This window comes from Haloferax elongans ATCC BAA-1513, from assembly GCF_000336755.1.
GTDB lineage: Archaea > Halobacteriota > Halobacteria > Halobacteriales > Haloferacaceae > Haloferax > Haloferax elongans.
In genome coordinates this window covers 405,249-427,261 of the sequence record NZ_AOLK01000022.1, presented here as the reverse complement: position 1 = coordinate 427,261, position 22,013 = coordinate 405,249, and the positions used below count along the sequence as shown (strand labels likewise).

24 protein-coding genes are annotated in these 22,013 nt (G+C 63.9%); 14 read left to right on the top strand and 10 right to left on the bottom strand.

All coding sequences use genetic code 11. The features are described 5' to 3' along the window. The first annotated feature begins 48 nt into the window (after nt 1-48). Nucleotides 49-1,086 (top strand): sodium:calcium antiporter, encoded by a 1,038-nt coding sequence (locus C453_RS16655; RefSeq protein WP_049907817.1) that lies wholly within the window; start codon nt 49-51, stop codon nt 1,084-1,086. Nucleotides 1,087-1,123: 37 nt separating this feature from the next. Here the strand turns inward: C453_RS16655 and C453_RS16650 are convergent, their stop codons facing one another. Then, nucleotides 1,124-3,076 carry a hypothetical protein gene (locus C453_RS16650; protein WP_008326289.1) on the bottom strand — a complete coding sequence of 651 codons (1,953 nt, stop codon included), beginning with the start codon at nt 3,074-3,076 and terminating at the stop codon, nt 1,124-1,126. Nucleotides 3,077-3,308: 232 nt separating this feature from the next. Here C453_RS16650 and C453_RS16645 point away from each other — a divergent pair, with 232 nt between their 5' ends. The 6 genes from C453_RS16645 to C453_RS16620 are packed head-to-tail and all read left to right on the top strand — an operon-like array spanning nt 3,309 to nt 6,136. Then, nucleotides 3,309-3,587 carry a ubiquitin-like small modifier protein 1 gene (locus C453_RS16645; protein ID WP_008326287.1) on the top strand — a complete coding sequence of 93 codons (279 nt, stop codon included), beginning with the start codon at nt 3,309-3,311 and terminating at the stop codon, nt 3,585-3,587. 1 nt (nt 3,588) lies between these two features. Further along, complete coding sequence (locus C453_RS16640; RefSeq protein WP_007542457.1) at nt 3,589-3,846, top strand: hypothetical protein; 258 nt, start codon at nt 3,589-3,591, stop codon at nt 3,844-3,846. Next, nucleotides 3,843-4,340: a hypothetical protein gene (locus C453_RS16635; protein WP_008326280.1), complete on the top strand. Its 498-nt coding sequence runs from the start codon at nt 3,843-3,845 to the stop codon at nt 4,338-4,340. The genes C453_RS16640 and C453_RS16635 overlap by 4 nt, the downstream gene beginning before the upstream one ends. Before the next feature lie 36 nt (nt 4,341-4,376). After that, the gene (locus C453_RS16630; RefSeq protein ID WP_008326279.1) at nt 4,377-5,072 is read left to right on the top strand and encodes an AzlC family ABC transporter permease; all 696 of its coding nucleotides are present in this window, start codon (nt 4,377-4,379) and stop codon (nt 5,070-5,072) included. Further along, a complete protein-coding gene (locus C453_RS16625) occupies nt 5,073-5,411 on the top strand; it encodes an AzlD domain-containing protein (RefSeq protein ID WP_008326277.1) in 339 nt (112 codons plus the stop codon). It abuts the gene before it with no gap. A 44-nt stretch (nt 5,412-5,455) separates the two neighbouring features. Further along, nucleotides 5,456-6,136, top strand: a complete 681-nt coding sequence (locus C453_RS16620; protein ID WP_008326276.1) for a hypothetical protein — start codon at nt 5,456-5,458, stop codon at nt 6,134-6,136. 96 nt (nt 6,137-6,232) lie between these two features. On the opposite strand, the gene C453_RS16615 is transcribed toward C453_RS16620, so the two are convergent. Together C453_RS16615 and C453_RS16610 are read right to left on the bottom strand one after the other, a co-directional pair. Beyond that, nucleotides 6,233-8,170 carry an aldehyde ferredoxin oxidoreductase family protein gene (locus C453_RS16615; RefSeq protein ID WP_008326273.1) on the bottom strand — a complete coding sequence of 646 codons (1,938 nt, stop codon included), beginning with the start codon at nt 8,168-8,170 and terminating at the stop codon, nt 6,233-6,235. Between the two features lie 126 nt (nt 8,171-8,296). Further along, on the bottom strand, nt 8,297-9,361 hold the full coding sequence (locus C453_RS16610) for a hypothetical protein (RefSeq protein WP_008326271.1): 1,065 nt from the start codon (nt 9,359-9,361) through the stop codon (nt 8,297-8,299). Nucleotides 9,362-9,462: 101 nt separating this feature from the next. Between C453_RS16610 and C453_RS16605 the strand changes: the two genes are divergently transcribed. Next, nucleotides 9,463-10,545 (top strand): archaeosine biosynthesis radical SAM protein RaSEA, encoded by a 1,083-nt coding sequence (locus C453_RS16605; RefSeq protein WP_008326270.1) that lies wholly within the window; start codon nt 9,463-9,465, stop codon nt 10,543-10,545. Nucleotides 10,546-10,997: 452 nt separating this feature from the next. On the opposite strand, the gene purQ is transcribed toward C453_RS16605, so the two are convergent. From purQ to C453_RS16590, 3 genes are all read right to left on the bottom strand, one after another. Next, nucleotides 10,998-11,675, bottom strand: coding sequence for a phosphoribosylformylglycinamidine synthase I (purQ, locus tag C453_RS16600; RefSeq protein ID WP_008326261.1), 678 nt, complete (start codon nt 11,673-11,675; stop codon nt 10,998-11,000). Between the two features lies 1 nt (nt 11,676). After that, entirely contained in the window at nt 11,677-11,928 is a 252-nt protein-coding gene (purS, locus tag C453_RS16595; RefSeq protein WP_007542467.1) for a phosphoribosylformylglycinamidine synthase subunit PurS, read from the bottom strand. A gap of 84 nt (nt 11,929-12,012) precedes the next feature. Further along, entirely contained in the window at nt 12,013-12,900 is an 888-nt protein-coding gene (locus C453_RS16590; RefSeq protein WP_008326260.1) for a winged helix-turn-helix domain-containing protein, read from the bottom strand. 173 nt (nt 12,901-13,073) lie between these two features. On the opposite strand from C453_RS16590, the gene C453_RS16585 reads away from it, so the two are divergent. Together C453_RS16585 and C453_RS16580 are read left to right on the top strand one after the other, a co-directional pair. Then, nucleotides 13,074-14,060, top strand: coding sequence for a formyltetrahydrofolate deformylase (locus C453_RS16585; RefSeq protein WP_008326259.1), 987 nt, complete (start codon nt 13,074-13,076; stop codon nt 14,058-14,060). 28 nt (nt 14,061-14,088) lie between these two features. Beyond that, nucleotides 14,089-14,574 carry a VOC family protein gene (locus tag C453_RS16580; RefSeq protein ID WP_008326258.1) on the top strand — a complete coding sequence of 162 codons (486 nt, stop codon included), beginning with the start codon at nt 14,089-14,091 and terminating at the stop codon, nt 14,572-14,574. 81 nt (nt 14,575-14,655) lie between these two features. On the opposite strand, the gene C453_RS16575 is transcribed toward C453_RS16580, so the two are convergent. Continuing rightward, the gene (locus C453_RS16575) at nt 14,656-15,675 is read right to left on the bottom strand and encodes a phosphoribosylaminoimidazolesuccinocarboxamide synthase (protein ID WP_008326257.1); all 1,020 of its coding nucleotides are present in this window, start codon (nt 15,673-15,675) and stop codon (nt 14,656-14,658) included. Between the two features lie 140 nt (nt 15,676-15,815). On the opposite strand from C453_RS16575, the gene C453_RS16570 reads away from it, so the two are divergent. Next, nucleotides 15,816-16,574 (top strand): SIR2 family NAD-dependent protein deacylase, encoded by a 759-nt coding sequence (locus C453_RS16570; RefSeq protein WP_008326256.1) that lies wholly within the window; start codon nt 15,816-15,818, stop codon nt 16,572-16,574. Between the two features lie 11 nt (nt 16,575-16,585). Here the strand turns inward: C453_RS16570 and C453_RS16565 are convergent, their stop codons facing one another. Next, entirely contained in the window at nt 16,586-17,089 is a 504-nt protein-coding gene (locus C453_RS16565; protein WP_008326255.1) for a DUF5518 domain-containing protein, read from the bottom strand. Nucleotides 17,090-17,200: 111 nt separating this feature from the next. On the opposite strand from C453_RS16565, the gene cofH reads away from it, so the two are divergent. The 3 genes from cofH (at nt 17,201) to C453_RS16550 (ending at nt 19,895) form a co-directional block, all read left to right on the top strand. Beyond that, on the top strand, nt 17,201-18,571 hold the full coding sequence (cofH, locus tag C453_RS16560) for a 7,8-didemethyl-8-hydroxy-5-deazariboflavin synthase subunit CofH (RefSeq protein WP_008326246.1): 1,371 nt from the start codon (nt 17,201-17,203) through the stop codon (nt 18,569-18,571). 1 nt (nt 18,572) lies between these two features. Then, nucleotides 18,573-19,121 (top strand): hypothetical protein, encoded by a 549-nt coding sequence (locus tag C453_RS16555; protein WP_049907778.1) that lies wholly within the window; start codon nt 18,573-18,575, stop codon nt 19,119-19,121. 171 nt (nt 19,122-19,292) lie between these two features. Next, nucleotides 19,293-19,895, top strand: coding sequence for a hypothetical protein (locus C453_RS16550; RefSeq protein WP_193788083.1), 603 nt, complete (start codon nt 19,293-19,295; stop codon nt 19,893-19,895). A 20-nt stretch (nt 19,896-19,915) separates the two neighbouring features. Here the strand turns inward: C453_RS16550 and cofG are convergent, their stop codons facing one another. Together cofG and cofC are read right to left on the bottom strand one after the other, a co-directional pair. Then, the gene (gene cofG, locus C453_RS16545) at nt 19,916-21,085 is read right to left on the bottom strand and encodes a 7,8-didemethyl-8-hydroxy-5-deazariboflavin synthase subunit CofG (protein ID WP_008326241.1); all 1,170 of its coding nucleotides are present in this window, start codon (nt 21,083-21,085) and stop codon (nt 19,916-19,918) included. Between the two features lie 304 nt (nt 21,086-21,389). Continuing rightward, a complete protein-coding gene (gene cofC, locus C453_RS16540) occupies nt 21,390-22,010 on the bottom strand; it encodes a 2-phospho-L-lactate guanylyltransferase (protein ID WP_008326240.1) in 621 nt (206 codons plus the stop codon). Nucleotides 22,011-22,013 lie beyond the last annotated feature (3 nt).

Genomic DNA, 22,013 nt, shown 5'->3' with positions numbered 1-22,013 from the left:
CGAGTATCGGTGGCTTCACTTACCGATTCGATGAACGTGCAGACTATCATGGTCCTCGGTGGATTACTCCCGAGTACGCCCGCCACGAACGTTCTTCTCGTCCTCGTCGCGACGGGGTTCATCTGGCTCGGTAGTGGGTGGCTCGAACACGCGGCAGACCGTCTCGCAGCCTACTACGGACTCCCGGCGGTCGTCCAGGGGTCTGTCATCGTCGCGCTCGGTTCGAGTTTCCCCGAGTTCACGAGTGTCGTCTTCGCCTCCCTTGCTGGCGTCTTCGACATGGGCGTCGGCGCAATCGTTGGCTCGGCTATCTTCAACATCCTCGTTATCCCCGCTCTTTCGGGGTTGTCTACCGAAGGTGACCTCGAAACGAGTCGCGTCATCGTCTACAAGGAAGCGCAGTTCTACATGGTCGCGGTCGCGACTCTCGTGGTCACGTTCGCACTCGCGGTTATCTACATTCCCGTGGCTGACGCCCCACCGTTGACCGGTCTCATCACCCGCCCTCTCGCCGCGATTCCACTCCTCTTGTACGGCTTGTACCTCTTCATTCAATGGCAGGACGTAGACGATTACGACGGCGACACGTCCCCCGACGACGATATCGCGGTCGCTCGCGAGTGGGGCCGTCTGGCGCTCGGTTTGGGTATCATCCTCGTCGCCGTCGAGCAGTTGGTCGGAAACGTCGAATCCCTCGGTGCGACGTTCGGCATTCCGACGTTCCTCGCGGGTGTGACGATTATCGCCGCGGCGACGAGTCTCCCCGACCTGCTGGTCAGTGTTCGGTCGGCACAGAACGGAAACAGTGCGACGAGTCTCGGCAACGTTCTCGGGTCGAACACGTTCGACCTACTGGTCGCGATTCCTATCGGCGTCCTCATCGTCGGCAGCGTCCCTATCGACTTCGCCGTCGCCGTGCCGATGATGGGCGTTCTCACGCTCGCGACCGTCCTTCTGTTTACGCTCCTTCGGACGGAGCTTTCGCTCACCCGCCCGGAAGCGTACGTGCTCCTCGTCGCCTATTTCGTGTTCGTCGTCTGGGCCATCGCCGAAAGCGCCGGGGTGACGCAGTTGGTCAGAGGGTAAGCGGAAAAAAACAGGCCGAGCCGGATGCGGGAAGAGACTACACGCCTTCCGGTTGCACCGGGAGTTCACGTTTGTAGTACCGGTAGATAGTAGCCACAATCAGCAGCCACAGGAGCACCAACAGGTACGCAACCGGGTTGTTGGCTTGGGTGGTGACGGTCTCTTGGAGGTCGCTTCCCGATGGAGCGAATACATCTTCGACATCGGGGACAGTCGGGCCGGATGGCTCCGCTGCGGTAGTCACTGATTGGTCAGCGGACTCGCTGGCGTCGTCAGTCCCACCGCCGGTACCGACGATTCCGCTCCCTGAAAGTGACTCTCGCGAGTCGGGAGCAGTGGGGGCCGACGGGGGTGACCGGGCGGACGCGGAAGCCGAACTCGAACTGCCACCTCCGCTTCTTTTGTTCGACTCGCCTGCGCTGGCTCCTGAGGTCTCATCATTCGACGATGTGCTGTCGTCTGATGACGAGGTCTCATCGCCGGTTCCAGCTGTCGTGTCGTCTTGTGAAGGGGCCGTTGCAGTGCTGTCGTCGGACCCGCTGTCGCCACCGTCAGCGGAGTCGCCGCTGCTCGCGTCGGTGTCGTCACCAGCACTTCCGTCGGTGTTTTCGGCGTCGTCAGTGCCGCTCGTGTCTCCAGTGTTGTCGGAGCCAGTAGTGCTATCACTGCTGTCGGAGCCGGTGGTGCTATCACTGCTATCGGAGCCGTCGGTGTCGGTTCCATCGTTGCCGTCAGTCCCGTCTACACTGTCAGTGTCGCCAGCATCGCCATCGGTGCTATCAGTGTTATCGGAGCCATCTGTGTTATCGGCACCATCAGTGCCATCGGAACCATCGTTGCTATCTGAGCCATCGCTGCCGTCGCTGCCATCGCTACCATCGCTACCATCGCTACCGTCTTCACCGGCTCCGCCGTCGTCGGGGCAGTAGTTCGAGTCAGAGCCCCCCGAGTTGTGGGATTCGTCGAGGAGCTTTGCGACGTAGGCAGAAACCTGCTCGCCGATGGTCGCATCCGAGTCGCCGCCCTCCGGCGGAAGCGTGCACTCGGAGACCTCCTCACAGTCTGCGGGAGTCGTTTTGGCACGGTCGGTGCCGAGGAGACTGCCGACGAACGCCGAGACCTGCTGTCCGACCGTCATCTCGGGTAGCGTGCAGCTGTCGGCTGGCCGCTTGTCGGTTCGAGCGTGGTCGCTCCCGTTTCGAGCGTTGTCGTTTGCGGGTGTCGTATCTCTTTCGGCAGCGTCACTCGCTGGAGTGTCGTCGGCCGCTGGCTCACCAGCGTTCGCCGGGGGTGCATCGTCTTTGGCACTGCTCTCGGCTGGGGCGCTGTCGTTCCCCGGAGTGTCTTCACTCGTAGATGTTTGGTTAGGTGGTTGTTTCGTCGGTGTCTCGCCGGTGTTTGCAGGTTTCTTGTCGGTGTTTGCGGCTGTCTCGGTGGGGGTGTGCCCGCTTGGAGTGTCGCTTTCGTTCTGTGGGCTCTCGGCCGCTGGCGTCGTCTCGCCGGACTCGTTACCGGATGTGCTGTCGTTCTGGTCCGTTCCTGTTTGGCTCTCGTTTACGGGAGACGCATCGTCGTTCGCCGGTTCATGGGTGGGGGTGGTGTCGTTCGCGGTCTCAGTTCCGTTACTGGTATCTTTCTCGTTTTTTGCCTTCTCGTTCGCAGGTGCGGTTCCGTTCTTCGCGTTATCGTCCCCGTTCTTTGCGTTCCCGTCCTTTGCGTTCCCGCCCTTCACGCTCCCGTTCTTCGAGGCCGATTCGTTCTGTGGGGGTGACGGGGCCGATGCTGAGCGATTGGAGGGTGGCGATTCAGGGGTGTTTCTCTGGGAGGGCTGGTTTGCCGTGGTCCCGTCTGTGGAGGTCGCCGCGTCCGTGACGGTGGACGTGTCCCCGAACACGTCATCGACGGACTGCGTGGAGACAGCCGAGACCATCGGCGCCGTCAGTACGACCACCGTGATGGCGAGTACTGCGGCTATTCTGTGCGAGACCATATCCTATCGGTTATATCTATGTTTCATACAGGTATTGTAACGAGTTTATTAACTTCAATTAGACATGGAATATCGGATGGAATGGTCTTAATCGGCGTAATTCCAGTATTTGCAGAATGACGGTGGTTAGCTTCAGCACTCCTCTCCTCCACGACGGCGAATCGCCACGGCGTTTCTGTGGGTGTGCGTCACTGCGACGTACCTTTTTGTCTCACCGCCGCCGAAGTGGTATATGGAACTGGAACTGCGCTTCTTTGCGACCTTCCGTGAGGCAGTTGGACAGAAGACGCTTCACTGGCAGGTCGAAGACGGCGCGACGGTGGGTGACGTACTCCACGCGCTCGAATCCGAGTACGACGGGCTCACCGGCAGCCTCCTCGAGGGGGGCGAGATACGACCGCACGTAAACGTCCTGAAGAACGGGCGCGAGGTGGTCCACCTCGACGGTCTCGAAACCGCACTCGACGAGGGAGACACGGTCAGTGTCTTCCCACCGGTGGCGGGTGGATGAGATGGCTCGCCGAGAGCGTGCGTTTCGCGGAATCTCGCCGCGACTCGTGAGACACTACTTGACGAACCTCGGCGGGGACGTAGAAAGCGACACGCGCGTGGTCGGCCCCGATTGGACGGTCGATATCGAAACCGAGGCGGTCTCTATCACGAGCAGTATCGAACTCACCGAGGTCCAACTCACCTTCGAGGGCTCCGAAGAGACGCTCGACGACCTCGTCGAGCAGTTCGCACAGAAGGCCATGCGCGCCGGAGGATGACGATGGGTGCAGACCACAACGACGACTCGAACCACGAGCCGAACGACGACCCAGACGACGACCACGAACGACTCCGCGACCGCCTCGTCCCGGACGCGACGAGTGACGACCCACGGGGTGGCGCAGTCGACGGAACAGCAATCATGCTCGCCGCGGCGAAGGCGAGCGTTCCGGCAGACCAGGTTCCTCTGCTTCTCGACCGCGCGCAGTTGTACCTCGACACTCACGCCGACGAGTACGACCGCGAATTCGAGTGCGTCTACCAAGACGACGAGACCGCGGTTTACTTCGTCCCGCTTGGCCACTGGGACACGAAAGGCCTCGAAATCGGGTTCTCTCACCGCGAACTCGACGCCGTCCGGCGGGCGCATACCGAGCACCTCCGCCGCGTCGGAACGAAGTCCGACCGCCGCGACGAGTTCGAAACGGCACTCGAAATTCGGGAGGTTGCGGTCGTCAATCGCAACAAGACCCGGCAACCAGCGCGCGGATAGACGCCTATTTCGGGTGCGACGCCCTGCATCTGATAGATGCCTACGCTCCCATCCGACTTCGTCGACGGTGTCCGCGATGCGGCCCCGTTGCACCTCGGCATCGTGCCATTCGGTCTCGTCGCGGGTGTTGCTGCGGTCGAGCAGGGACTGTCGATTTTCCACGCCATCGGCTTTTCCACCGTGGTCTTTGCGGGTGCCTCGCAACTGGCGATGATTGAACTCCTTGGCTCGGACGCGCCACTCGCCATCGTCGTCGGCACGGCCGTCGTCGTCAATCTCCGGATGCTGATGTACTCGGCCTCGATTGCGCCGTACTTCCGTGATTTCGCGGCTCGCTCGAAGACCATCGCCTCGTACCTCTTGACCGACCAGGCGTTCGCGCTCTCGCTTGCTCGATACAACCGCGAGACGGGAACCGACCGCTTTGCGTACTACGTCGGCGTCGCCTTCTCGCTGTGGGCCGTCTGGCAGGTGGCCACCGTCGCTGGTGCGGTACTCGGGACGGGACTCCCGCCGGAGTGGGGCCTCGGATTCGCCGCGCCGCTGGTCTTCCTCGCGCTTCTCGTTCCGGCGCTGAAGGACCGGGCGTCGGCGGCGTCGGGAGTCGTCGGCGGCACCGTCGCCGTCGCCGTCGTCGCGGCGGGAATTCCGTTCCACCTCGACATCATCGTCGCCGCCATCGCGGGCGTCGCCGCTGGTCTCACAGTGGAGTCTTTCGGAGGTGACGCGTAGGTGGCGACGAGTTACGACCCGCTTACTGTCTGGGGCGTCATCGTCGTCGCCGGTGTCCTTACCTTCGGTATCCGGGCGTCGTTCATCTACCTCTTCGGACACATCGACACGGTTCCACCGCGTGTCAAATCGGCACTCGAATACGTTCCGGCGGCCGTCTTCGCGGCGCTCGTCTTTCCCGCCGTCGTCGCACCCGCCGGCGACGTCGCACTCTCGCTTGGGAACGAACGTCTCGTTGCGGGCGTGCTCGCGGCGCTCGCGGCGTGGTACACAGAACGCGTGTTCGTCACTATCGCCGTGGGGATGGGTGCGCTCTGGTTCCTTCGGTTCGTCGTCTGAGCGTCCCCAAGATACTCGTTTCGTCGGTGACCACACGCCAACACATGCCTTCCTCGCCCCCGCATCTCTACTCGCGTCCTCGCGACGACGCGGGTCGTGCCCTCCTCACGACCGGATTCGCTGCGGGCGTCGCCGCGTTCGTTGCCGGCACCGTCGCCGTTGCCGGATGGCTCGCGCTCGCGACCGACGGCCCGTTTTCGACGCTCGACGCCGTAACCACGATGACCGCTGGCGAACCCGTCCCGGCGGTTTTCACCCCCATCTGGACGTTCTGCGGAGCGATGGGGCTCCCAGTCCAACTCGTCGAGACGACCGGACACGGACGCGCAATCGTCTCGCGAAACCTCGTCGACGTGTTCGACGGCGCTGGCGACGCGTGGGTCTGGATGGGTGCGATTCCGCCTGCGTGCCTCTTTCTCGCGGGGGCCGCCACGGCTCGGCTCACGGCGTGGAACCGGCGTCCCGCGGAGGGCTTCGCCACGGGCGCGTCGGTTGCGCTCGGATTCGCCGCTGCGGTGGCTGTCGTCGCGGTCGTCGCTCGCTTCGGACTCGGTGGCCTCCCGCCGAACTCCGAGGGGGTCGTCCGTATCGGGGCGACGGGGTTCCCTCCGTCCGACCTCGACGGCGACTCGGTCGGAATCCCGCTGTGGGGAGTCGTTTCTGGGCTGGTGTTCGGCCTCGTCTTTGGTGGTATCGGTGGGGTCGCAGCGTCGCTTCGTGGGTGAATCACACCCGGCCTTCGCCGATGCACCGCTCACGGGGAGCGTCCGAAAAAAGGACCGTCGGTGGCGTGTCGCGCGGGGCGACTCCACCCTAACTGCTCAGTCGTCCGCCGGTGCCGCGGAGTCGCCGCGGGAGACGCCCGTGCCGGGACCGAGGTCGATGCCGAGTTCGTCGAGACGCTCGTCGGGAACGACGCCGTCGACCCACTTGCGCCGCGCGTAGTACTCTTCTTTCATCTCGTCGAGTTCGCAGAGTTGGCCTTCGGACGCGCCCTGTCCGGGCACTGCCTCGTCGCCTTCGACGAAGCGTCCCGGCAGCGAGTCGTCGGAGCCGTCGAACCCGGCGAGGTTGTTGTAGTACCGCTCCAGCGTGTAGATGCGGTCGCCGGTCTCCAGCAGTTCGTCCTCGGTGACGTCGAGGCCGGTCATGCCGTTGTACTGCAGGACGTACTCCTCGATGCCCTCCGCGAAGGCGTTGAACTTGCAGATGTCGAAGGAGTCCGAGATAGCGTGCATGTCCTGGAAGAGCGCCGCGAGTTCGCCCTTGCCTTCCCACTCGTAGGGGTCGTGCTTCTCCGGGATGCCGAGAATCTCAGCCGACGGCGTGTAGGCCCGCAGGTGGCACGCACCGCGGTTCGAGGTGGCGTAGCCGATACCCATGCCCTTCATGCAGCGCGGGTCGTACGCCGGGATGGTCTGGCCCTTGACGGCCAGCGAGTTCTCGTGGGCGTCCATCGTCTCGGCGACGTGGTTCGCACCGCCCGCGAGGAGGTCACCGAGGTCGCCCTCGCGGTTGGCGATGCGTTCGAGGAGGTCTATCATCTCGTCTGCGTCACCCCACTCGATGTGCTCGCCGAGGTCGTCGAGTTTGCCCTGCTCGGTCATCTCCATCGCCATCGCAATCATGTTGCCTGCTTCGATGGTGTCGATGCCGAGGTCGTTACAGCGGTCGATCATGACCGCAATCTTGTCGCGGTCGTCGTTCATCGAGTTCGGGCCGAGCGCGAACGCGGACTCGTACTCGTAGGACTCGCCGCGGACGTTCATCTCCTTGCCTTTGACCGTCGTCGTCACCTCGACTTCCTTCTTACAGGCGACCGGACAGGAGTGACACGTCGGCTCGTCGACGAGGATGTTCTCGCGGACGTTCTCGCCGGAGACTTTCTCGGCTTCGATGTTGTGGTCGCCCGGCGTCGCCGCCGCCTCGCTCGACGTGGAAGTGTACCGCCCGTTTCGGGTCGGCAGTCCGTCCATCTCCTCTGTCGCGTTCATCAGGACGTTTGTCCCGTACAGCGAGAGGCCGCCTTCGTTCGGGGCGGTGACCTCCGATTCGCGGATGAGTTCCATTGCCTGCTGGTAGCCCTGCTTGAACGTCTCGGGCTCCGCAGGTTTCGGCATCCGAGTCCCGGATTTGACGACGACCGCCTTGAGGTTCTTCGACCCCATGACCGCGCCCGTGCCGCCGCGCCCGGACGCGCGGTCGTCCTCGTTGACGATACAGCCGAAGCGGACTTCGTTCTCCCCACCCGGCCCGATAGCCATCACCGAAAGGTTCTTGCCGAGTTGGCCGTCGACCTCACTTTCGAGTTCGTCGATGGTGTCGTGGATACCCCAGCCCCAGATGTGGCTGGCGTCGCGGAGTTCGATTTCGCCGTCTTCGACGACGGCGTAGACCGGGTGTTCGGATTTGCCAGTAAAGAGCAGGCCGTCCATACCGGACCACTTGAGACGGGCACCGCTCCACCCGCCGTGGTGAGAGTCTGTGACGGTCTCCGTGAGCGGGGACTTCGTCACGACCGCGATACGGCCGCTCATCACCGTCTGTGTCCCCGTTAGCGGACCGGTCATGAACGCGAGCAAATTGTCTGGTCCGAGCGGGTCCACGTCTGGGCCTTGCTCGAAGACGTACTTGACGCCGAGCCCGCGTGCGCCGATGTACTTCTTCGCGTCCTCGTCGTCGATGCCTTCGTACTGCACCTCCCCCGCCGAAAGGTCAACCCGTGCAACTCTGTCGTGATACCCGCCGAGTTCAGTCATTGTAATCGTCGTTAATTATGTACGGGTGGCAAGAGGTTAGTGATTCTCACACAATAGTAATCGAATTTGGTTACTCTCTCATCTCGCGACTCCCTCACGTCCCGGAGTCCGACCACTCGGGGCGAATTATCCTGGTTGCGGTCCTGCGGCCGTTAACGAGAGGCTACCGGTGGCGTCCACGGCGAGCGTCGCAGGTCCTCGCGGCGGACATGACCACCACGTTCCAGACACTGACGTCCCGGTTTCGAGACTCGCATCGACGCGATGCGGCCCGGACTCGACGACCGGGACGAGAGTGCGAACCTCCCCTGCCGCGAGGTCGATGTCGCGGTCGAACACACCGGATGCGGTCTCGATGCGCAGTGACAGTCTGTGTGCAACATCGTCCCGGTTGGCTACCGTCAGTGTGGTGTTCGCCGGACCACACCCCGTCGTTCCGCTCGTCACGTCCACGTACTTCGCTGGCTCGTTGGGAACCTGCCACGTCACGTCGACGGCTCGCTCATCTGTCTCGATACTCACCTGATAGTCACCAGTTCGATACGTGACGGGAATCGACAGCCTCGTTCCCGCCGGAAGCCGGAACCGTCGGTCGAGAAGGGTCGAATCTCGGAGGTCGACGCGGATACTGGCCTCGGTCTCTGCACCGGGGTTTTCGACCACGAGGGCGGCCGGAGCGTACCACCGCGACAACCCGTCTCCGACCAGCGGGAGGTCGGCTTCGTCGCCGCCGGTCGCAAGACTGCACTCACCGTCTCCCGAGCACGTGCTGGCGCGCCAGAACGCTGCGTTCGACCTGTTCAACACGACTTCGAGCCCATCGAGCGATTCTGTGACGCGCCAGGTCATCTCCTCCCGGATGCCGGTGTCGGTCTCGACGACGACAGCGAGGTCGGCACGTGGAACCTCGATGCGACTGCTCGTTCGCTCGCCGGGCAGCAGGTCTACGTTGCGGAAGAACACGTCGCGCCCGCCACGCATCCCAACGACCGTCGCGAACACCGGGTCTGGCGTCGGGTTCCAGACCGTGAGGCGTTGGCCGAGTTGCGCCGCTGCAGATGTGGTCGTCGCTTGGGGAGACCGCTCCTCGGGAGTCGCGGTCGCGGTTCCGACTTCTTCGTCGGGGGTGCTACACCCGGCGAGACCGGCGACGCCGCCCGCGACGAGTGAGAGGAGGGTTCGGCGGTCCATGGCCTGACCTACGGACGCGGCGCATATAGGATGCGTGCGAACCAACGGCACGCGCACGCTAGACGAAGCGGCTTTACGCCACCATCCGATAGGAGACTCCAATGAGTAAGCCGAGCCCCGAGGTCTACGAACGGGGACGCGGGATGGACGCGCACAACAAGGTGATGCGCGACATCCGTTCGCAAAAGCAGAAGACCTACGACCCCCACGAGCCGACGCGGGTGTGGATAGACGAGGACAACACCCCTGACGGCGTCTACGACTCGCTCACGATTATTCTCAACACCGGTGGCTGCCGCTGGGCGCGCGCCGGTGGGTGTACGATGTGTGGCTACGTCGCCGAGTCCGTCGAAGGCGGCACCGTCTCTCACGAGGCGCTGATGGACCAGATTCAGGTCTGTCTCGACCACGAGACCGAACACATGGACGACGGCGAGAAAGCCGGTCTCATCAAAATCTACACCTCCGGGTCGTTCCTCGACGAGCGCGAAGTGCCCGCCGAGACGCGCGACGCCATCGCCGAGACGTTCTCTGACCGCGACCGGATGGTCGTCGAGTCGCTGCCGGACTTCGTCACGCGCGAGAAACTCGAAGACTTCACCGACCGCGGCATCGAGACGGACGTCGCTATCGGCCTCGAAACCGCGACCGACCGCGTTCGCCACGACTGTGTGAACAAGTACTTCGACTTCGCTGACTTCGAAGACGCCTGCGACGAGGCCGCCGACGCGGGCGGTGGCGTGAAGGCGTATCTCCTGATGAAGCCGCCGTTCCTCTCGGAGCCCGAGGCGCTCGAAGACATGAAATCGTCCATCCGCCGGTGTGCTGCTGTCGACAACTGCCACACCGTCTCGATGAACCCGACCAACGTCCAGCGGTACACGATGGTCGACGAACTCCACTTCGCGGGCGGCTACCGCCCGCCGTGGCTCTGGTCGGTCGCCGAAGCGCTCCGTGAAACCGTCGACGTCGATGCTATCGTCGTCTCCGACCCTGTCGGTGGCGGCCAAGAACGTGGTGCGCACAACTGTGGCGAGTGCGACGAACTCGTGTTCAAGGCCATCAAGGACTTCGACCTGCGACAGGACCCGAGCGTCTTCGACCAGGTGTCCTGTGAGTGCGAGGCTACGTGGGAGTACGTCCTCGACGCGGAGACGAGCTACAACATGCCGCTCGTCAAGTAGCGCACACGGTGCATCGGTCACGCTGAACGGGGTGAAACCCGAACTTGACAGTGGACATTTGTCGAGTAGTTCACCGGGATTGCCCCTGTTTCTTCACGCATCTACAGGGTTAATGTGTCATATAGGGTGGTAATTGGCACCTAACCCAATTGATAGGATACTCGTATCAAATAGGGTGGCACACGTTGACACATTTGGTGGTTCGGACGGGTTCACCCGAACTGCCTGCCATCATGACGACACACACGTACAAGACCGTCTACTACGCGGATGGGTGGTTCGAGATTCGTGAAGAGGAGAACACCGAGGCGTGGATCGCCACGGACTCCCCACACGCTCTCGTCTCATAGAACGCGGTATGCGGGTCGGACAACCTCCAACCATCGCTCATGCCACGTCGCCACTCGCATCGACCCTGTACCGCCCGCCATCCCAGCGGACGGTCTTGTTATTTAGTACCCCTCGAAGCCGGCCAGCACACCGCGACCGTCGGTGTTGCCGAGCGTCGGAAGCGCCGCCCGCTCAGGGTGGGGCATCAACACGGCCACTGACGCCGACTCACCGAGGATACCTGCCACGTTTCCACGTGACCCGTTGGGGTTCGCTTCCTCGGTGACGTTGCCGTCTTCGTCGCAGTAGCGAAAGAGGATGCGGTCCGCAGACTCCAGTTTCTCGTAGCCCTCGTCGTCGATTTCGAAGCGCCCCTCGCCGTGGGCGATGGGGAGTTCGATAACGTCGCCTTCCTCGTACGCCTGCGTCCACGGCGTGTCCGCGTTCTCGACGCGGAGGTAGGCGTGTTCGCACTGGAAGCGAGCACTGGCGTTCGTCGTGAACGCTCCGGGAGTGAGCCCGGACTCGCAGCCGACTTGTGCGCCGTTGCAGACGCCGAGCACGGGCGTTCCCGCTTCGATTTCCTCGCGCACGGACTCCATGATGGGTGAGCGCGCGGCCATCGCACCGCCGCGAAGGTAGTCGCCGTAGGAGAATCCGCCGGGGAGCATGATGCCCGTCGTGTCCTCGGGAAGCGAGTCTTCGTGCCAGACGCGTTCGGCCTCGAAGCCGAGGTCTTCGAGCGCGCGGACGGCGTCTCGGTCGCAGTTCGACCCGCCGAACTGCACAACTGCAATCATCTTAGGCCTCGGCGACCTCGACCTCGTAGTCGTGGATGGTCGGGTTCGCCAGCAGGCGTTCGGCCATGTCATCGGCGCGGTCGGCCGCCTCGTCGGCGTCGGCGGCGTCGAGGTCGACTTCGTACCGTTCGGTAAAGCGCAGCGCGTCGAGTTCGAACCCGAGTCGTTCCAGCGCGCGCTTCGTCGTCTCCGCCTCCGGGTCGAGGACGCCCTGCTTGAGGCGTACCGTCACCGTCGCGGTGTAGGTGGTCATCGAGTGGTGATGCGTAGTGATGTGCAAAAACGGTTTTGGGTCGTGTTTGATATGCACGAATATGTATGGTCGGCGAGCGGCCTCCTATTCGGCCGATGGACGCGCTACGTCGAGGACGTTCAGGTCCTCGTCGATGTGGAGTGTGAGGGTGTCGTCGTCGACTTCGAATGTCACCTCGGCCCGAAGCGGGTCGTCGGAGATGGTTTCGATGTCTGGCATCGTGCGCCATGCGGTCCCCCACAGATGAGGCTGTGACAGGTCGATGTCGTGGTCGTAGTAAAAGGAGACGACAGCGGGGTGGTCGAGATAGACCATCCCGACACCTGTGACGAGTTCGTCGTTACACCGGTCACAGCTGTAGGCCGCGTGGACATCGTCGAAAATAACGTCGTTGTGACTGTCGTCGCCACTCCTCACCAGTCGCCCCTCGAACATGCCGCGACAGGTGATACAGAATCCGGCACGGGCTTGCGAGAACAGTGTCCGAGTGTAGCGGTCGGCGACCGCTGGCAGTTCCTCGGTGTCGTACCCCTCGAACACGCCCGGTGGGATGCCGATGTCCACTAACGGCTTGCCGCACTCGGTACACTGGACGGTGATTCGTTCGTCGGTGTACGTTGCCTCGACGGCGCTGTCACACATGGGACACGGCGGGTCGAGCGAAATCGGACCAACGTCGTCGCCGCGGCTGTACGACCCCGCAAGAATGGCTCCGAAGACGAGTTGCCCCGCGAGCCGGAGTTCGTAGCCGTCGTCCGTCTTCTCGACGAACCGCCCAGTGAGTTTGCCGAGATGGTAGTTGAACCGGCCACTGTCGATAGTGCCGACGCGCTCGCGGAGTTCCGAGAACGTAAGCGGTGTGTCCGTCGCGTTTGCGAGCGCGCGGACGATAGCGAGTCGTGTCTCGTCGGCGAGCAGCGAGAACGCCGATTCGGCGTTCGACTCGACCGCTGACGAGGAATCGTTCGACATGGCCTGTGCTACGTAGCTGTCGAGTATAATACATTCGCGAGGAAACAGAACCGGCCGGAATCGGCGCTTCGACACGGTCTTTCGCCACAATTTGTTGCGGAGAACGACAGGGGTTTACCGTTTGACCACTCAGGGCGGTGTATGTTCAGCCTCGAACAGCTGGAGGTGACGGTATGACGCGAGAACTAACCGAAATCACGGTCATCGGAGGAGACAAGACCGGACTCATCGCGAACGTAACCACCCTGCTGTTCGAGCGCGGAATCAACGTCGAGGACCTCGACCAAGCGGTCCGAGAGGGAATCTTCCGAATGACGCTCCACGCGGACACCTCGGAGATGACCTGTACCCGCGACGAACTCCGCGAGGCGCTCTCGGAACTCGGTGACGACCTCGGCGTCGACGTACAGGTTCGATTCCCGTCGGACCGCGAGACCCGCGAGATTGCCGTTCTCGTCACGAAGGAGTCCCACTGTCTCGAAGCGCTGTTCGAGGCGTGGGCCAACGACGAACTCGGCGCTGAAATCTCGGTCGTCATCGGCAACCACGACACACTCGAACCGCTGGCGAGCCACTACGACGTTCCGTTCTACGACATCGGCGACGAGAAAGGGACGCCGGACGAAGACGAACTCCTCGACCTGCTCGAAGAGTACGACGTGGACCTCATCGTCCTCGCGCGCTACATGCGCATCCTCGGCCCCAACGTGGTCTTCCGCTACGAGGACCGCATCATCAACATCCACCCGTCGCTCCTGCCCGCCTTCCCCGGCGCGGCGGCCTACCGACAGGCCAAGGAGGGCGGCGTCCGCATCGCGGGCGTCACCGCCCACTACGTGACGACGGACCTCGACCAGGGACCGATTATCACCCAACGGGCGTTCGACGTCCCGGACGACGCGAGCATCGACGAAATCAAAGCCCGTGGTCAACCCGTCGAGGCCGACGCGCTCCTCGAAGCCGTCAATCTGCACCTCGACGACGCCATCTCCGTCCACCGCGGGCGCACCAGTCTTCGTGAGAACGTCGACGCCGACGACTACCAACTCGGCCTGACGCGCGAAGCGCAGACTGCCAACCCCGACCGCCCGGTCGACGGCATCGTCGACGCGCTTGGCGAGACGGAGTCGGCCGTCCCCCCGCAGTCGGACGACGACTGATATATACTCACTCCGCGTCCACGGGGTGATGACAAATTCTTCTGCTCCTCGTATCCCCGACCGACCCGACAGCCCCGGCGCTGCCCGCGCCCTCGGTGAGTTCGCCCTCCGTGTCGAGGACTTCGAGACGATGCGCGAGTTCTACCGCGACGTGGTCGGACTCGGCGAGCCAATCGGCGACTTCGGCTTTGCGACGTTCTTCAGCCTCGGCGAGAGCCACGCCGGTCACGAAGCTGTCTTCGCGCTCTTCGACCGGATGGACGAAGCGGACTACGAGGGACTCGACCAGACGTTCACGACGCTCGACCACCTTTCCTTTACCATTGCTCCCGCGGACTTCGACGCGGAAGTCGAACGCCTACGCGGGTTCGACCTCGACCTCGACTTCGCGTACCACGAGTGGGTCCAGTGGCGCTCGCTGTACTTCGCCGACCCCGAAGGGAATCGCATCGAGTTGGTCTGCCGCGACCCGGAAGGCGCGGCGAAAAACGAGCAGTACGAAACGACTGGCTAGTACGACCGAGACAACCGCGGTCGGCAGAGCGTTGCTACCGGTGTTGCTGCCGACTACTCAACCGACGTTGCTGCCGACTACTTACAGGTCCTGCGCGCGTGCCACAGCATCCTCGATGTCCGGCGCGTCGAACCAGTCGTGGCCGACGTAGGCGTTCGTCCCGGCGCGGTAGAGGTCCGACAGCGCCTCGACGATTTCTTCGGGAAGGTGCTCAGGTGCAATCTCACACTTCTCGCGCCAGTTGGGTTCGCCCGTCTCGATGGCTTCCTGCTTCGCGTCGGAGACGGCGTCGACCCACTCGGGCTGGACGCGCTTGTAGTACTGCCGGACGACCTCTTTCGAGACCTGCTGGCCGTCGTACGAAAAGCGGTTCTCGTCGAACGTGCCGACCACGTCTGCGACCTTCACGGTCCCGTCGTGGTACAGACACTCGATTTTCCCGTCTTCGTGGGTGAACCCGGCGTCGGCGGCCTGCTGATTGAGAACGTGGTTGACGGCGAGCGCGAGTTCTTCGAGGCGGTCAAGGTCGACCGCGCCCGCGACGTAGTCGGCTTCCTCGCGGTCGAGATAGCGGTCCTGTTCTTCGTACTTCGTGGAGAACTCGACCACCGGCTCAGACAGGTCGAGCGGTTCGTCCGGCCACTCGTCGAGGTCGAGTCCGTAGTCGGCTGGCTCGCCGCGCTTGCGGAGGCTCGACCCTACCGGGACGGTGTTGCGGAAGACGATTTCGAGCGGGATGAGGTAGTTCTCGCCCGCGGCTTCGTGGTAGGCTTCGTAGTCGTACTCGCCGTCTTCGTGGGGGAGGTCGGGCACCTGCGTCAGGTCGATAGCCATCTCCGTCGGCGGTGACTCACACTCGCCGAGTTCTTTGACCTCGCCGTCTTCGACGACCCCGCGGTAGTGGGTCGGGACGTGGTTCACGTCCAGGAGTTCGAAGTTGTACGCGCCCATCAGACAGAGGCTCGCGCCCTTACCCGGGATGTGGTCGGGCATCTCGCCCCAGTCGAACACGGAGTAGCGGTCGGAGAAGACGAAGCGGCCCCGGCCGAGGTCAGTCGCCGTCGCGTCCTCCTCGACACGGAAGTCCTTCACGCTGGTCATGCTCCAACGTCTGCACCCCTCCCACTAAGAACCTTCCACTTGTGTGCGCATATTGGAGAGAATACTGCCACAGATGTACACATACTTGCTTACTCTCGGCGACCACGGCGCTTTTTCGCCCCCACTACGTCTGTTCGGGCATGGACGCGGATTTCGACGCCGACGCCGACTGGGTTGCCAGCCGTCTACGCGATGCGGACGTTGCGGTCGCCTTGACCGGCGCGGGGATGAGCACCGCATCGGGCATCCCGGACTTCCGCGGCGACGACGGTATCTGGAACACCGAGTTCGACCCTGCGTCGTTCCACCGCGACCGATTCGTCAACGACCCCGCGGGCTTCTGGCGTGACCGCCTTCGGCTGCACGAACGGATGTTTCCCGACGAGGTCGGCCCGAACGCAGGTCACGACGCGCTCGCCACCCTCGAATCACGGAACGTTCTCGACGCCGTCATCACCCAGAACACGGACGGACTTCACCGAGCCGCTGGGTCAGAGCGCGTGGTCGAACTCCACGGTAACGCCGCCGACGTGGTCTGTGAGTCCTGCGGAAGCAGATTCGATGCCGAGATGGCGTTCGAGCAGGTCAGAGACGACGCCGTCCCTGCGACCTGCCGAACCTGCGACGGCGTCCTGAAACCTGACGTCGTCCTCTTCGGCGAGCAACTCCCGCGTGCCGCCTACGCCGAGGCGACGACGCTCGCCGACGACGCTGACATCATGCTCGCACTCGGGTCGTCGCTGACGGTCCACCCCGCGGCCGGGCTCGCGGGCCGGGCCGCAGAAGGTGGCTCGCTCGTCGTGGTTAACTTCGACGAGACGGAGTACGATAGAAGGGCAGACGTGGTCGTCCGCGCCGACCTCACGGAGTTTCTTCCGGCGGTCGAAACGCGGCTCTGAGGAGCGGGCGACTACTGGAATTCTTCGCGGAGATACGGCCCGAGGTAGCCACCGAGCGCCCCGAGTCCGACAGTGTACACGAGGGCGACGGCCAGACCGAACAGGACGACGAGACCGAAGCCGAGGATACCAAGCCCGACGCCCAAACGCGGCGCACCGACGAGGGCGAACACGCTGACGAATCCGAATCCGACGAGTGCGAACAGAACGACGACGAGGCTCACGAAGACTCCTGAGAGTGCCCCCGCTTTGACGCCTACGTCGCGGTCGGTACCGGTCAGGTAGCCTGCCAGCGCGCCGCCGAGAACGGTCGAGCCGGGCAGTGGCGAGAGGACGATACTGACGACTGCGCCGACGAGCGCCGAAAAGAGGACGCTCTCACCGTCGTCGTTCAGTCTCGATTTCGCCGACTCCACGACGCCGTCTCCTGACGATGTCGAGACGCTGTCTCCCGAGGATGTCCTGTCGGTCTCGTCCGACACGGAGGCAGTGTCTTCCGACGAGGGGTGTTCCATACTCGACACGAGACTGTCTGCGCGGGTAATCCTTTCTCCGGGTCAAACGCGCTCTGATTCCACTTCCGCTACCGCCCCGTTTTTTACCGCCGTAGCGCGTTCTCCACGACCATGACCGGTGCCGCCCGCGACGACTTCGGGTTCGACCACGTCCCGGAGACTGACCAGTCGTTCGAAGAGGCCTTACAGAAGGCACGAGCGGGCGAGCGCCTCACTGTCGCCGACGGCGTCGAACTGATGACGACCGGCACCGACAGTGCCGGAATCGACGCCCGGCGAAAGGAACTCGTCCTCGAAGCGGCCGACCGCCGCCGCGCCGAGATGGTCGGCGACGAGGTGACGTTCGTCGCCAATCTCAACAACAACGTGACGACGGCCTGTACCACCGGCTGTCTCTTTTGCAACTTCAAGAACACTGCCCACCTGTTCGAGAGCGATTCGGAGGCCGACCACGCGGGATTCACGAAGACGCCCGCCGAATCCCGCGACATCGTCGCCGACGCCGTTGAGACGGGAATCTACGAAGTCACCTCTGTCTCCGGCCTCCACCCGGCGCTCGTCCTCGACGAGGAACATCGCGAGATTCTCCAGTCGTACGACAACCCCGCCGCCGAGGTGAACTACAAGCCACCCGAGGCCTACGACACCGACCCCGGCACGTACGCCGAGCAACTCACGGCGATGTCGGTCGACGGCGTCCACGTCCACTCGATGACGCCCGAAGAGGCCCACCACGCCAAGCGCGGGACCGACTGGACCTACGAGGAAGTCTACCGCCGCCTCGACGCGGCCGGTCTCGACAGCGCGCCCGGCACCGCAGCGGAGATTCTCGTCCCGGAAGTCCGCGACGTCATCTGCCCGGGGAAAATCGGCACCGACGAGTGGGTCGCCGGGATGGAAGGCGCGATGCAAGCCGGACTCGACGTGACGGCGACCATCATGTACGGCCACGTCGAGAACGAGATGCACCGCGTGATGCACCTCGACGTCGTCCGCGACTTACAGGACCGCTACGGCGGCATCACCGAGTTCGTTCCGCTGTCGTTCGTCCACCAGAACACGCCGCTGTACGACCGCGGACTCGTCACCGGCGGCGCGACAGACGACGAAGACGAACTGATGGTCGCCGTCGCGCGACTCTATCTCGACAACGTCGACCACATCCAGTCGTCGTGGGTGAAGTTCGGCAACGCGAAGGCGCTCAAACTGCTCAACTGCGGGGCCGACGACCTGATGGGGACGATTCTCTCCGAAGAGATTACGAAGCGCGCCGGTGGTGAGTTCGGCGAGTTCCGCTCGTTCGACGAGTACGTCGACATGATTACCGCAATCGGCCGCCAGCCAGTCGAACGCTCGACGGACTACCGGACCCGTCGCCCGCTGGACATCGACGCCGACTCGCACGGTCCGATGCTCGGGCCACATGCGGACGGGACACCGCTGTTGGAGCGCAGTCGCGACCCCGCGCTCGCAGACGATTGAGATGATGGCGACTACCCACGCGGCGGTGGGACTGGCACTCGCCGCGCCGCTCGTGTGGATTGCACCCGAACTCGCACCAGTCGCTGCCGTCGGCGCGCTCGTCGGTGGCGTCTTCCCCGACGTAGACCTCTTCGTCGGCACCCACCGCAAGAGCCTGCACTTCCCCGTCTACTACACGCTTGCGGCCGCGTTGGTTGGTCTCGTCGCGGTCGTCGTACCCAGTTCGGTGGTCGTCGCTATCGCGTTTTTCCTGCTCTCGGCGGGCGTTCACTCCATCTCGGACTGGTTCGGTGCGGGCGACGAACTCCGGCCGTGGCATCGAACCTCCGACCGCGCCGTGTACGTGCACCCGGCCAAGCGCTGGGTTCGCCCTCGTTACGTCGTCCGTTACGACGGCGCGCCGGAAGACCTCGTGTTGACGCTCCTGTTTTCGATTCCGGGCTTCCTCGCGTTCGATGGCGGACTTCGACTTGTCGTCCTCGTCGGTGTCGCTGTCGCCGTCTTCTACACCGGCTTTCGAAAGCGGATGCCGGAGTGGTTCAATATCTGAGTCGGCACAACTCTCTGGCTCTCACGCCACCCCTACCATAGCTAGACGCCCGTCTCAAGACTTGTCGCCGCATCTACGTACCAGATGAACCACGGCACTGAAGCGTCTCCACGACGGAGAGTAGCGAAGGATGTCAATTTCGCCGACTCAACGGGAGGTGACGACCCGATGATGGCACCCACGCATGCCGCCATGAGCATCGCATTTGCGGTCGTCGTCGCGGCCGTCGTCCCCGCAGCGATGCCGCTCGTCGTCGCTGCTGCGCTGGTCGGCGGACTCGCGCCCGACCTCGACATGGTCGTCGGCGTCCACCGCAAGACGCTCCACCAACTCGAAGCGTTCGTCGGCGGGGCAGTCGTCGCCGGTGTCGTCGCGGTCGCGACAGGTGACGTGACGCCGGTGCTCGCGGCGACCGGATTTGCCGCTGCGGCGCTGCACTGCCTCGCCGACCTCGCGGGCGGGAGCAGCGAACCGAATCCGTGGGAGGCGGCCACTGACCGCGGTGTCTACGTTCGGTCTGCGGGTGGCTGGGTCGCACCACGCCGCTGGGCCGCCTACGACGGGTCGCCCGGCGACCTCGCACTCGCTGCAGTGCTGTCCATTCCGGGCTTTCTCGCCTTCGGCGGCGACGTGCACCTCGTCCTCGTCGGCAGTCTCCTCGTCGCAGTTGGATACGCAACCGTTCGAAAACGCGTCCCGCAACTCTCCGGGCGGACCCCCGCGATGTATGCGGCGCTGGTTACGTTCGTCTCGCTGCTCGGCCGTCGCCGATAGCATGCGCGGAGGCCCGTCGCTCAGTTCTCAGGCACTGTGAGTGGGCTGTCGCCACGAGCAACGTCACGAAATCGTTGCCCGTGGATGTCGCCCGCGCGGATTCGGTCGGCGATACGGTCCCGAACCCAGTCACCGTCGGCCCGGCGGTCGTCTGCAACACGTCCAGAGTCCGCGTCGTACCGGAGGTCAGACGGCAAGAACCGCTCGTAGACCGGCAGTCGCTCGTGGAGCGAGACGCCCGCTTCGTCGGCGATATCGACGAGTTCCTGCAGCGCCGGCCACGCGTAGTCGGGGTTGACGTAGTCGTCCGTGACAGGCGAGACGCCGCCGAGGTCGTCGACGCCGCAGTCCACGAGCGACGCGGCTTCCGAGAGATTCGGTGGTACCTGTACCGACACCTCCTCTGGAAGCGCCGCGCGCGCCATCGCCACGACGCGGCGCATCGTCTCGATAGACGGGCGCTCGAAGTCGGACCGCTCGTTAGGGACGACGTTCTGGACGATGACCTCTTGGACGTGGCCGTAACGCTCGTGGAGGTCGCGGATGGCGAGAAGACTCTCCGCGCGGTCGCGCCACGATTCGCCGATGCCGACGAGAATGCCCGTGGTGAAGGGCATACCAACTTCGCCCGCGGCGCGGATGGTGTTGAGTCGCTGCCCCGGCGTCTTTCGTCGGTTCCCGGCGTGTGCGTCCACGTCGGCGGTGGTCTCTAACATCACGCCCATACTCGCGTTCAGTGGCGCGAGGTCGGCCATCTGCTCGCGCGTGAGGTCGCCGGGGTTCGAGTGCGGGAGGAGGCCTTCGTCGAGCGCGACCTCGCACGCGGCGGCGAGGTAATCGAGGATGTCGTCGTATCCCCACTCATCGAGTTGGCGGTGAATCTCGGTGTACCGGTCGTCGGGTTCGTCGCCGAAGGTAAACAGCGCCTCCGTGCAGCCGGCGTCAGCACCCATGCGAACGACGTCCCGCACCTCGTCGAGCGACATGAGCGTCGCCTGTCCGGGGACGTCGTAGTACGTGCAGTAGGTACAGGTGTACCGGCACGCGGTCGTCAACGGCAGGAACACGTTCCGCGAGAACGACACTGACGTCGGTTTCTCGACGTCGTCGGGGCCGACCGAGAGGAGTCGGTCGACTTCGTCGGCGTCTACGTCGACTTCGACTCCGTACTCGTCGGCTCCGGGGAACATACCACTCGGTCTGTGGTGGAGGACAAAAAACGTGTCAGTCACGGGGCTCACTGGTCGGAACCGATTGGCGAGAACGAAGTCGGAGTGTTGGTGCCAGACACTACTCCGACTCCTCCGTAAACCCACCACACACCAGAGAGACTGACTACAAGAGTCGACCTGGTCGTATTGTGGCGGTCGGAGTTTCGCTGCCTCCCTCACCGCCGACAGACGGTTCGGAAGGGCGCGGCGCACGTGGCCTCAGTTCCCGCCGGCGCACAGACACACCGCGCCACGCTACTGTTTACCGTGGAACATTATGGTCCTATCGGCGCGCGCGACCCACACCGACCCGTCCGTCGCCACGTTGGAGGTGGATTCCAGCGTCGACCACCCACTCGCGGGCGCGTCCCGCTCCGTGAAGGAGCACGTCGACGAAATCGGCGGGTTCGTCCACGTCGACGGCGAGGCGCAGTGAATCAACTTCGACGAACGTCGCGCCCACCTCGTCGGCGAGACGCCGGTGGTCGGCGATGGACGCGCCGTGGTAATCGACCGAAAAGTCCGGATGGCGGACAACGAGCGCGTTCGTGCCGCCACCGAGTCCGGGTGCAGCGACTACATCCCCTGCTGTTTCGAAGAGTCGGGAGAGGGCTTCGGGTGTCGCGAGCGCTAAATCCGCCATGACGACGGTGACAGGCGTTCCCGCTGCGAGTTGGTTGTTCACTGCATCCGTAAGGGGGCGGTCGTCGACCGCGACGGGCGCGTCGATGGGTTCGCCGAGGGGTGCATCTGCGAGAACGAGTGGTGTCCCGCCGGCGTCTCGCACCGCGTCGAGGACGTCTCGAAGCATCGCGACTGCGAAGTCGCGTCGCTCGTCGTCGACGAGTAGTGGAGCGAGCCGCGTCTTCGGGGACTGCACCCCGAAGGGAACGACCACTCGCACGGA

Bases quoted from the DNA above. Each gene is read 5' to 3' on its own strand.
- C453_RS16620 (WP_008326276.1), top strand. From the start codon at position 5,456: ATGCCTTCCTCGCCCCCGCATCTCTACTCGCGTCCTCGCGACGACGCG.
- C453_RS16640 (WP_007542457.1), top strand. From the start codon at position 3,589: ATGGCTCGCCGAGAGCGTGCGTTTCGCGGAATCTCGCCGCGACTCGTG.
- C453_RS16590 (WP_008326260.1), bottom strand. From the start codon at position 12,900: ATGTCGAACGATTCCTCGTCAGCGGTCGAGTCGAACGCCGAATCGGCG.
- purS (WP_007542467.1), bottom strand. From the start codon at position 11,928: ATGACCACCTACACCGCGACGGTGACGGTACGCCTCAAGCAGGGCGTC.
- C453_RS16645 (WP_008326287.1), top strand. From the start codon at position 3,309: ATGGAACTGGAACTGCGCTTCTTTGCGACCTTCCGTGAGGCAGTTGGA.
- C453_RS16610 (WP_008326271.1), bottom strand. From the start codon at position 9,361: ATGGACCGCCGAACCCTCCTCTCACTCGTCGCGGGCGGCGTCGCCGGT.
- C453_RS16550 (WP_193788083.1), top strand. From the start codon at position 19,293: ATGGCACCCACGCATGCCGCCATGAGCATCGCATTTGCGGTCGTCGTC.
- C453_RS16630 (WP_008326279.1), top strand. From the start codon at position 4,377: ATGCCTACGCTCCCATCCGACTTCGTCGACGGTGTCCGCGATGCGGCC.
- C453_RS16585 (WP_008326259.1), top strand. From the start codon at position 13,074: ATGACGCGAGAACTAACCGAAATCACGGTCATCGGAGGAGACAAGACC.
- C453_RS16555 (WP_049907778.1), top strand. From the start codon at position 18,573: ATGATGGCGACTACCCACGCGGCGGTGGGACTGGCACTCGCCGCGCCG.
- C453_RS16650 (WP_008326289.1), bottom strand. From the start codon at position 3,076: ATGGTCTCGCACAGAATAGCCGCAGTACTCGCCATCACGGTGGTCGTA.
- purQ (WP_008326261.1), bottom strand. From the start codon at position 11,675: ATGATTGCAGTTGTGCAGTTCGGCGGGTCGAACTGCGACCGAGACGCC.
- cofG (WP_008326241.1), bottom strand. From the start codon at position 21,085: ATGTTCCCCGGAGCCGACGAGTACGGAGTCGAAGTCGACGTAGACGCC.
- C453_RS16570 (WP_008326256.1), top strand. From the start codon at position 15,816: ATGGACGCGGATTTCGACGCCGACGCCGACTGGGTTGCCAGCCGTCTA.
- C453_RS16635 (WP_008326280.1), top strand. From the start codon at position 3,843: ATGACGATGGGTGCAGACCACAACGACGACTCGAACCACGAGCCGAAC.
- C453_RS16605 (WP_008326270.1), top strand. From the start codon at position 9,463: ATGAGTAAGCCGAGCCCCGAGGTCTACGAACGGGGACGCGGGATGGAC.
- C453_RS16615 (WP_008326273.1), bottom strand. From the start codon at position 8,170: ATGACTGAACTCGGCGGGTATCACGACAGAGTTGCACGGGTTGACCTT.
- C453_RS16580 (WP_008326258.1), top strand. From the start codon at position 14,089: ATGACAAATTCTTCTGCTCCTCGTATCCCCGACCGACCCGACAGCCCC.
- C453_RS16575 (WP_008326257.1), bottom strand. From the start codon at position 15,675: ATGACCAGCGTGAAGGACTTCCGTGTCGAGGAGGACGCGACGGCGACT.
- C453_RS16565 (WP_008326255.1), bottom strand. From the start codon at position 17,089: ATGGAACACCCCTCGTCGGAAGACACTGCCTCCGTGTCGGACGAGACC.
- cofH (WP_008326246.1), top strand. From the start codon at position 17,201: ATGACCGGTGCCGCCCGCGACGACTTCGGGTTCGACCACGTCCCGGAG.
- C453_RS16655 (WP_049907817.1), top strand. From the start codon at position 49: ATGGTCCTCGGTGGATTACTCCCGAGTACGCCCGCCACGAACGTTCTT.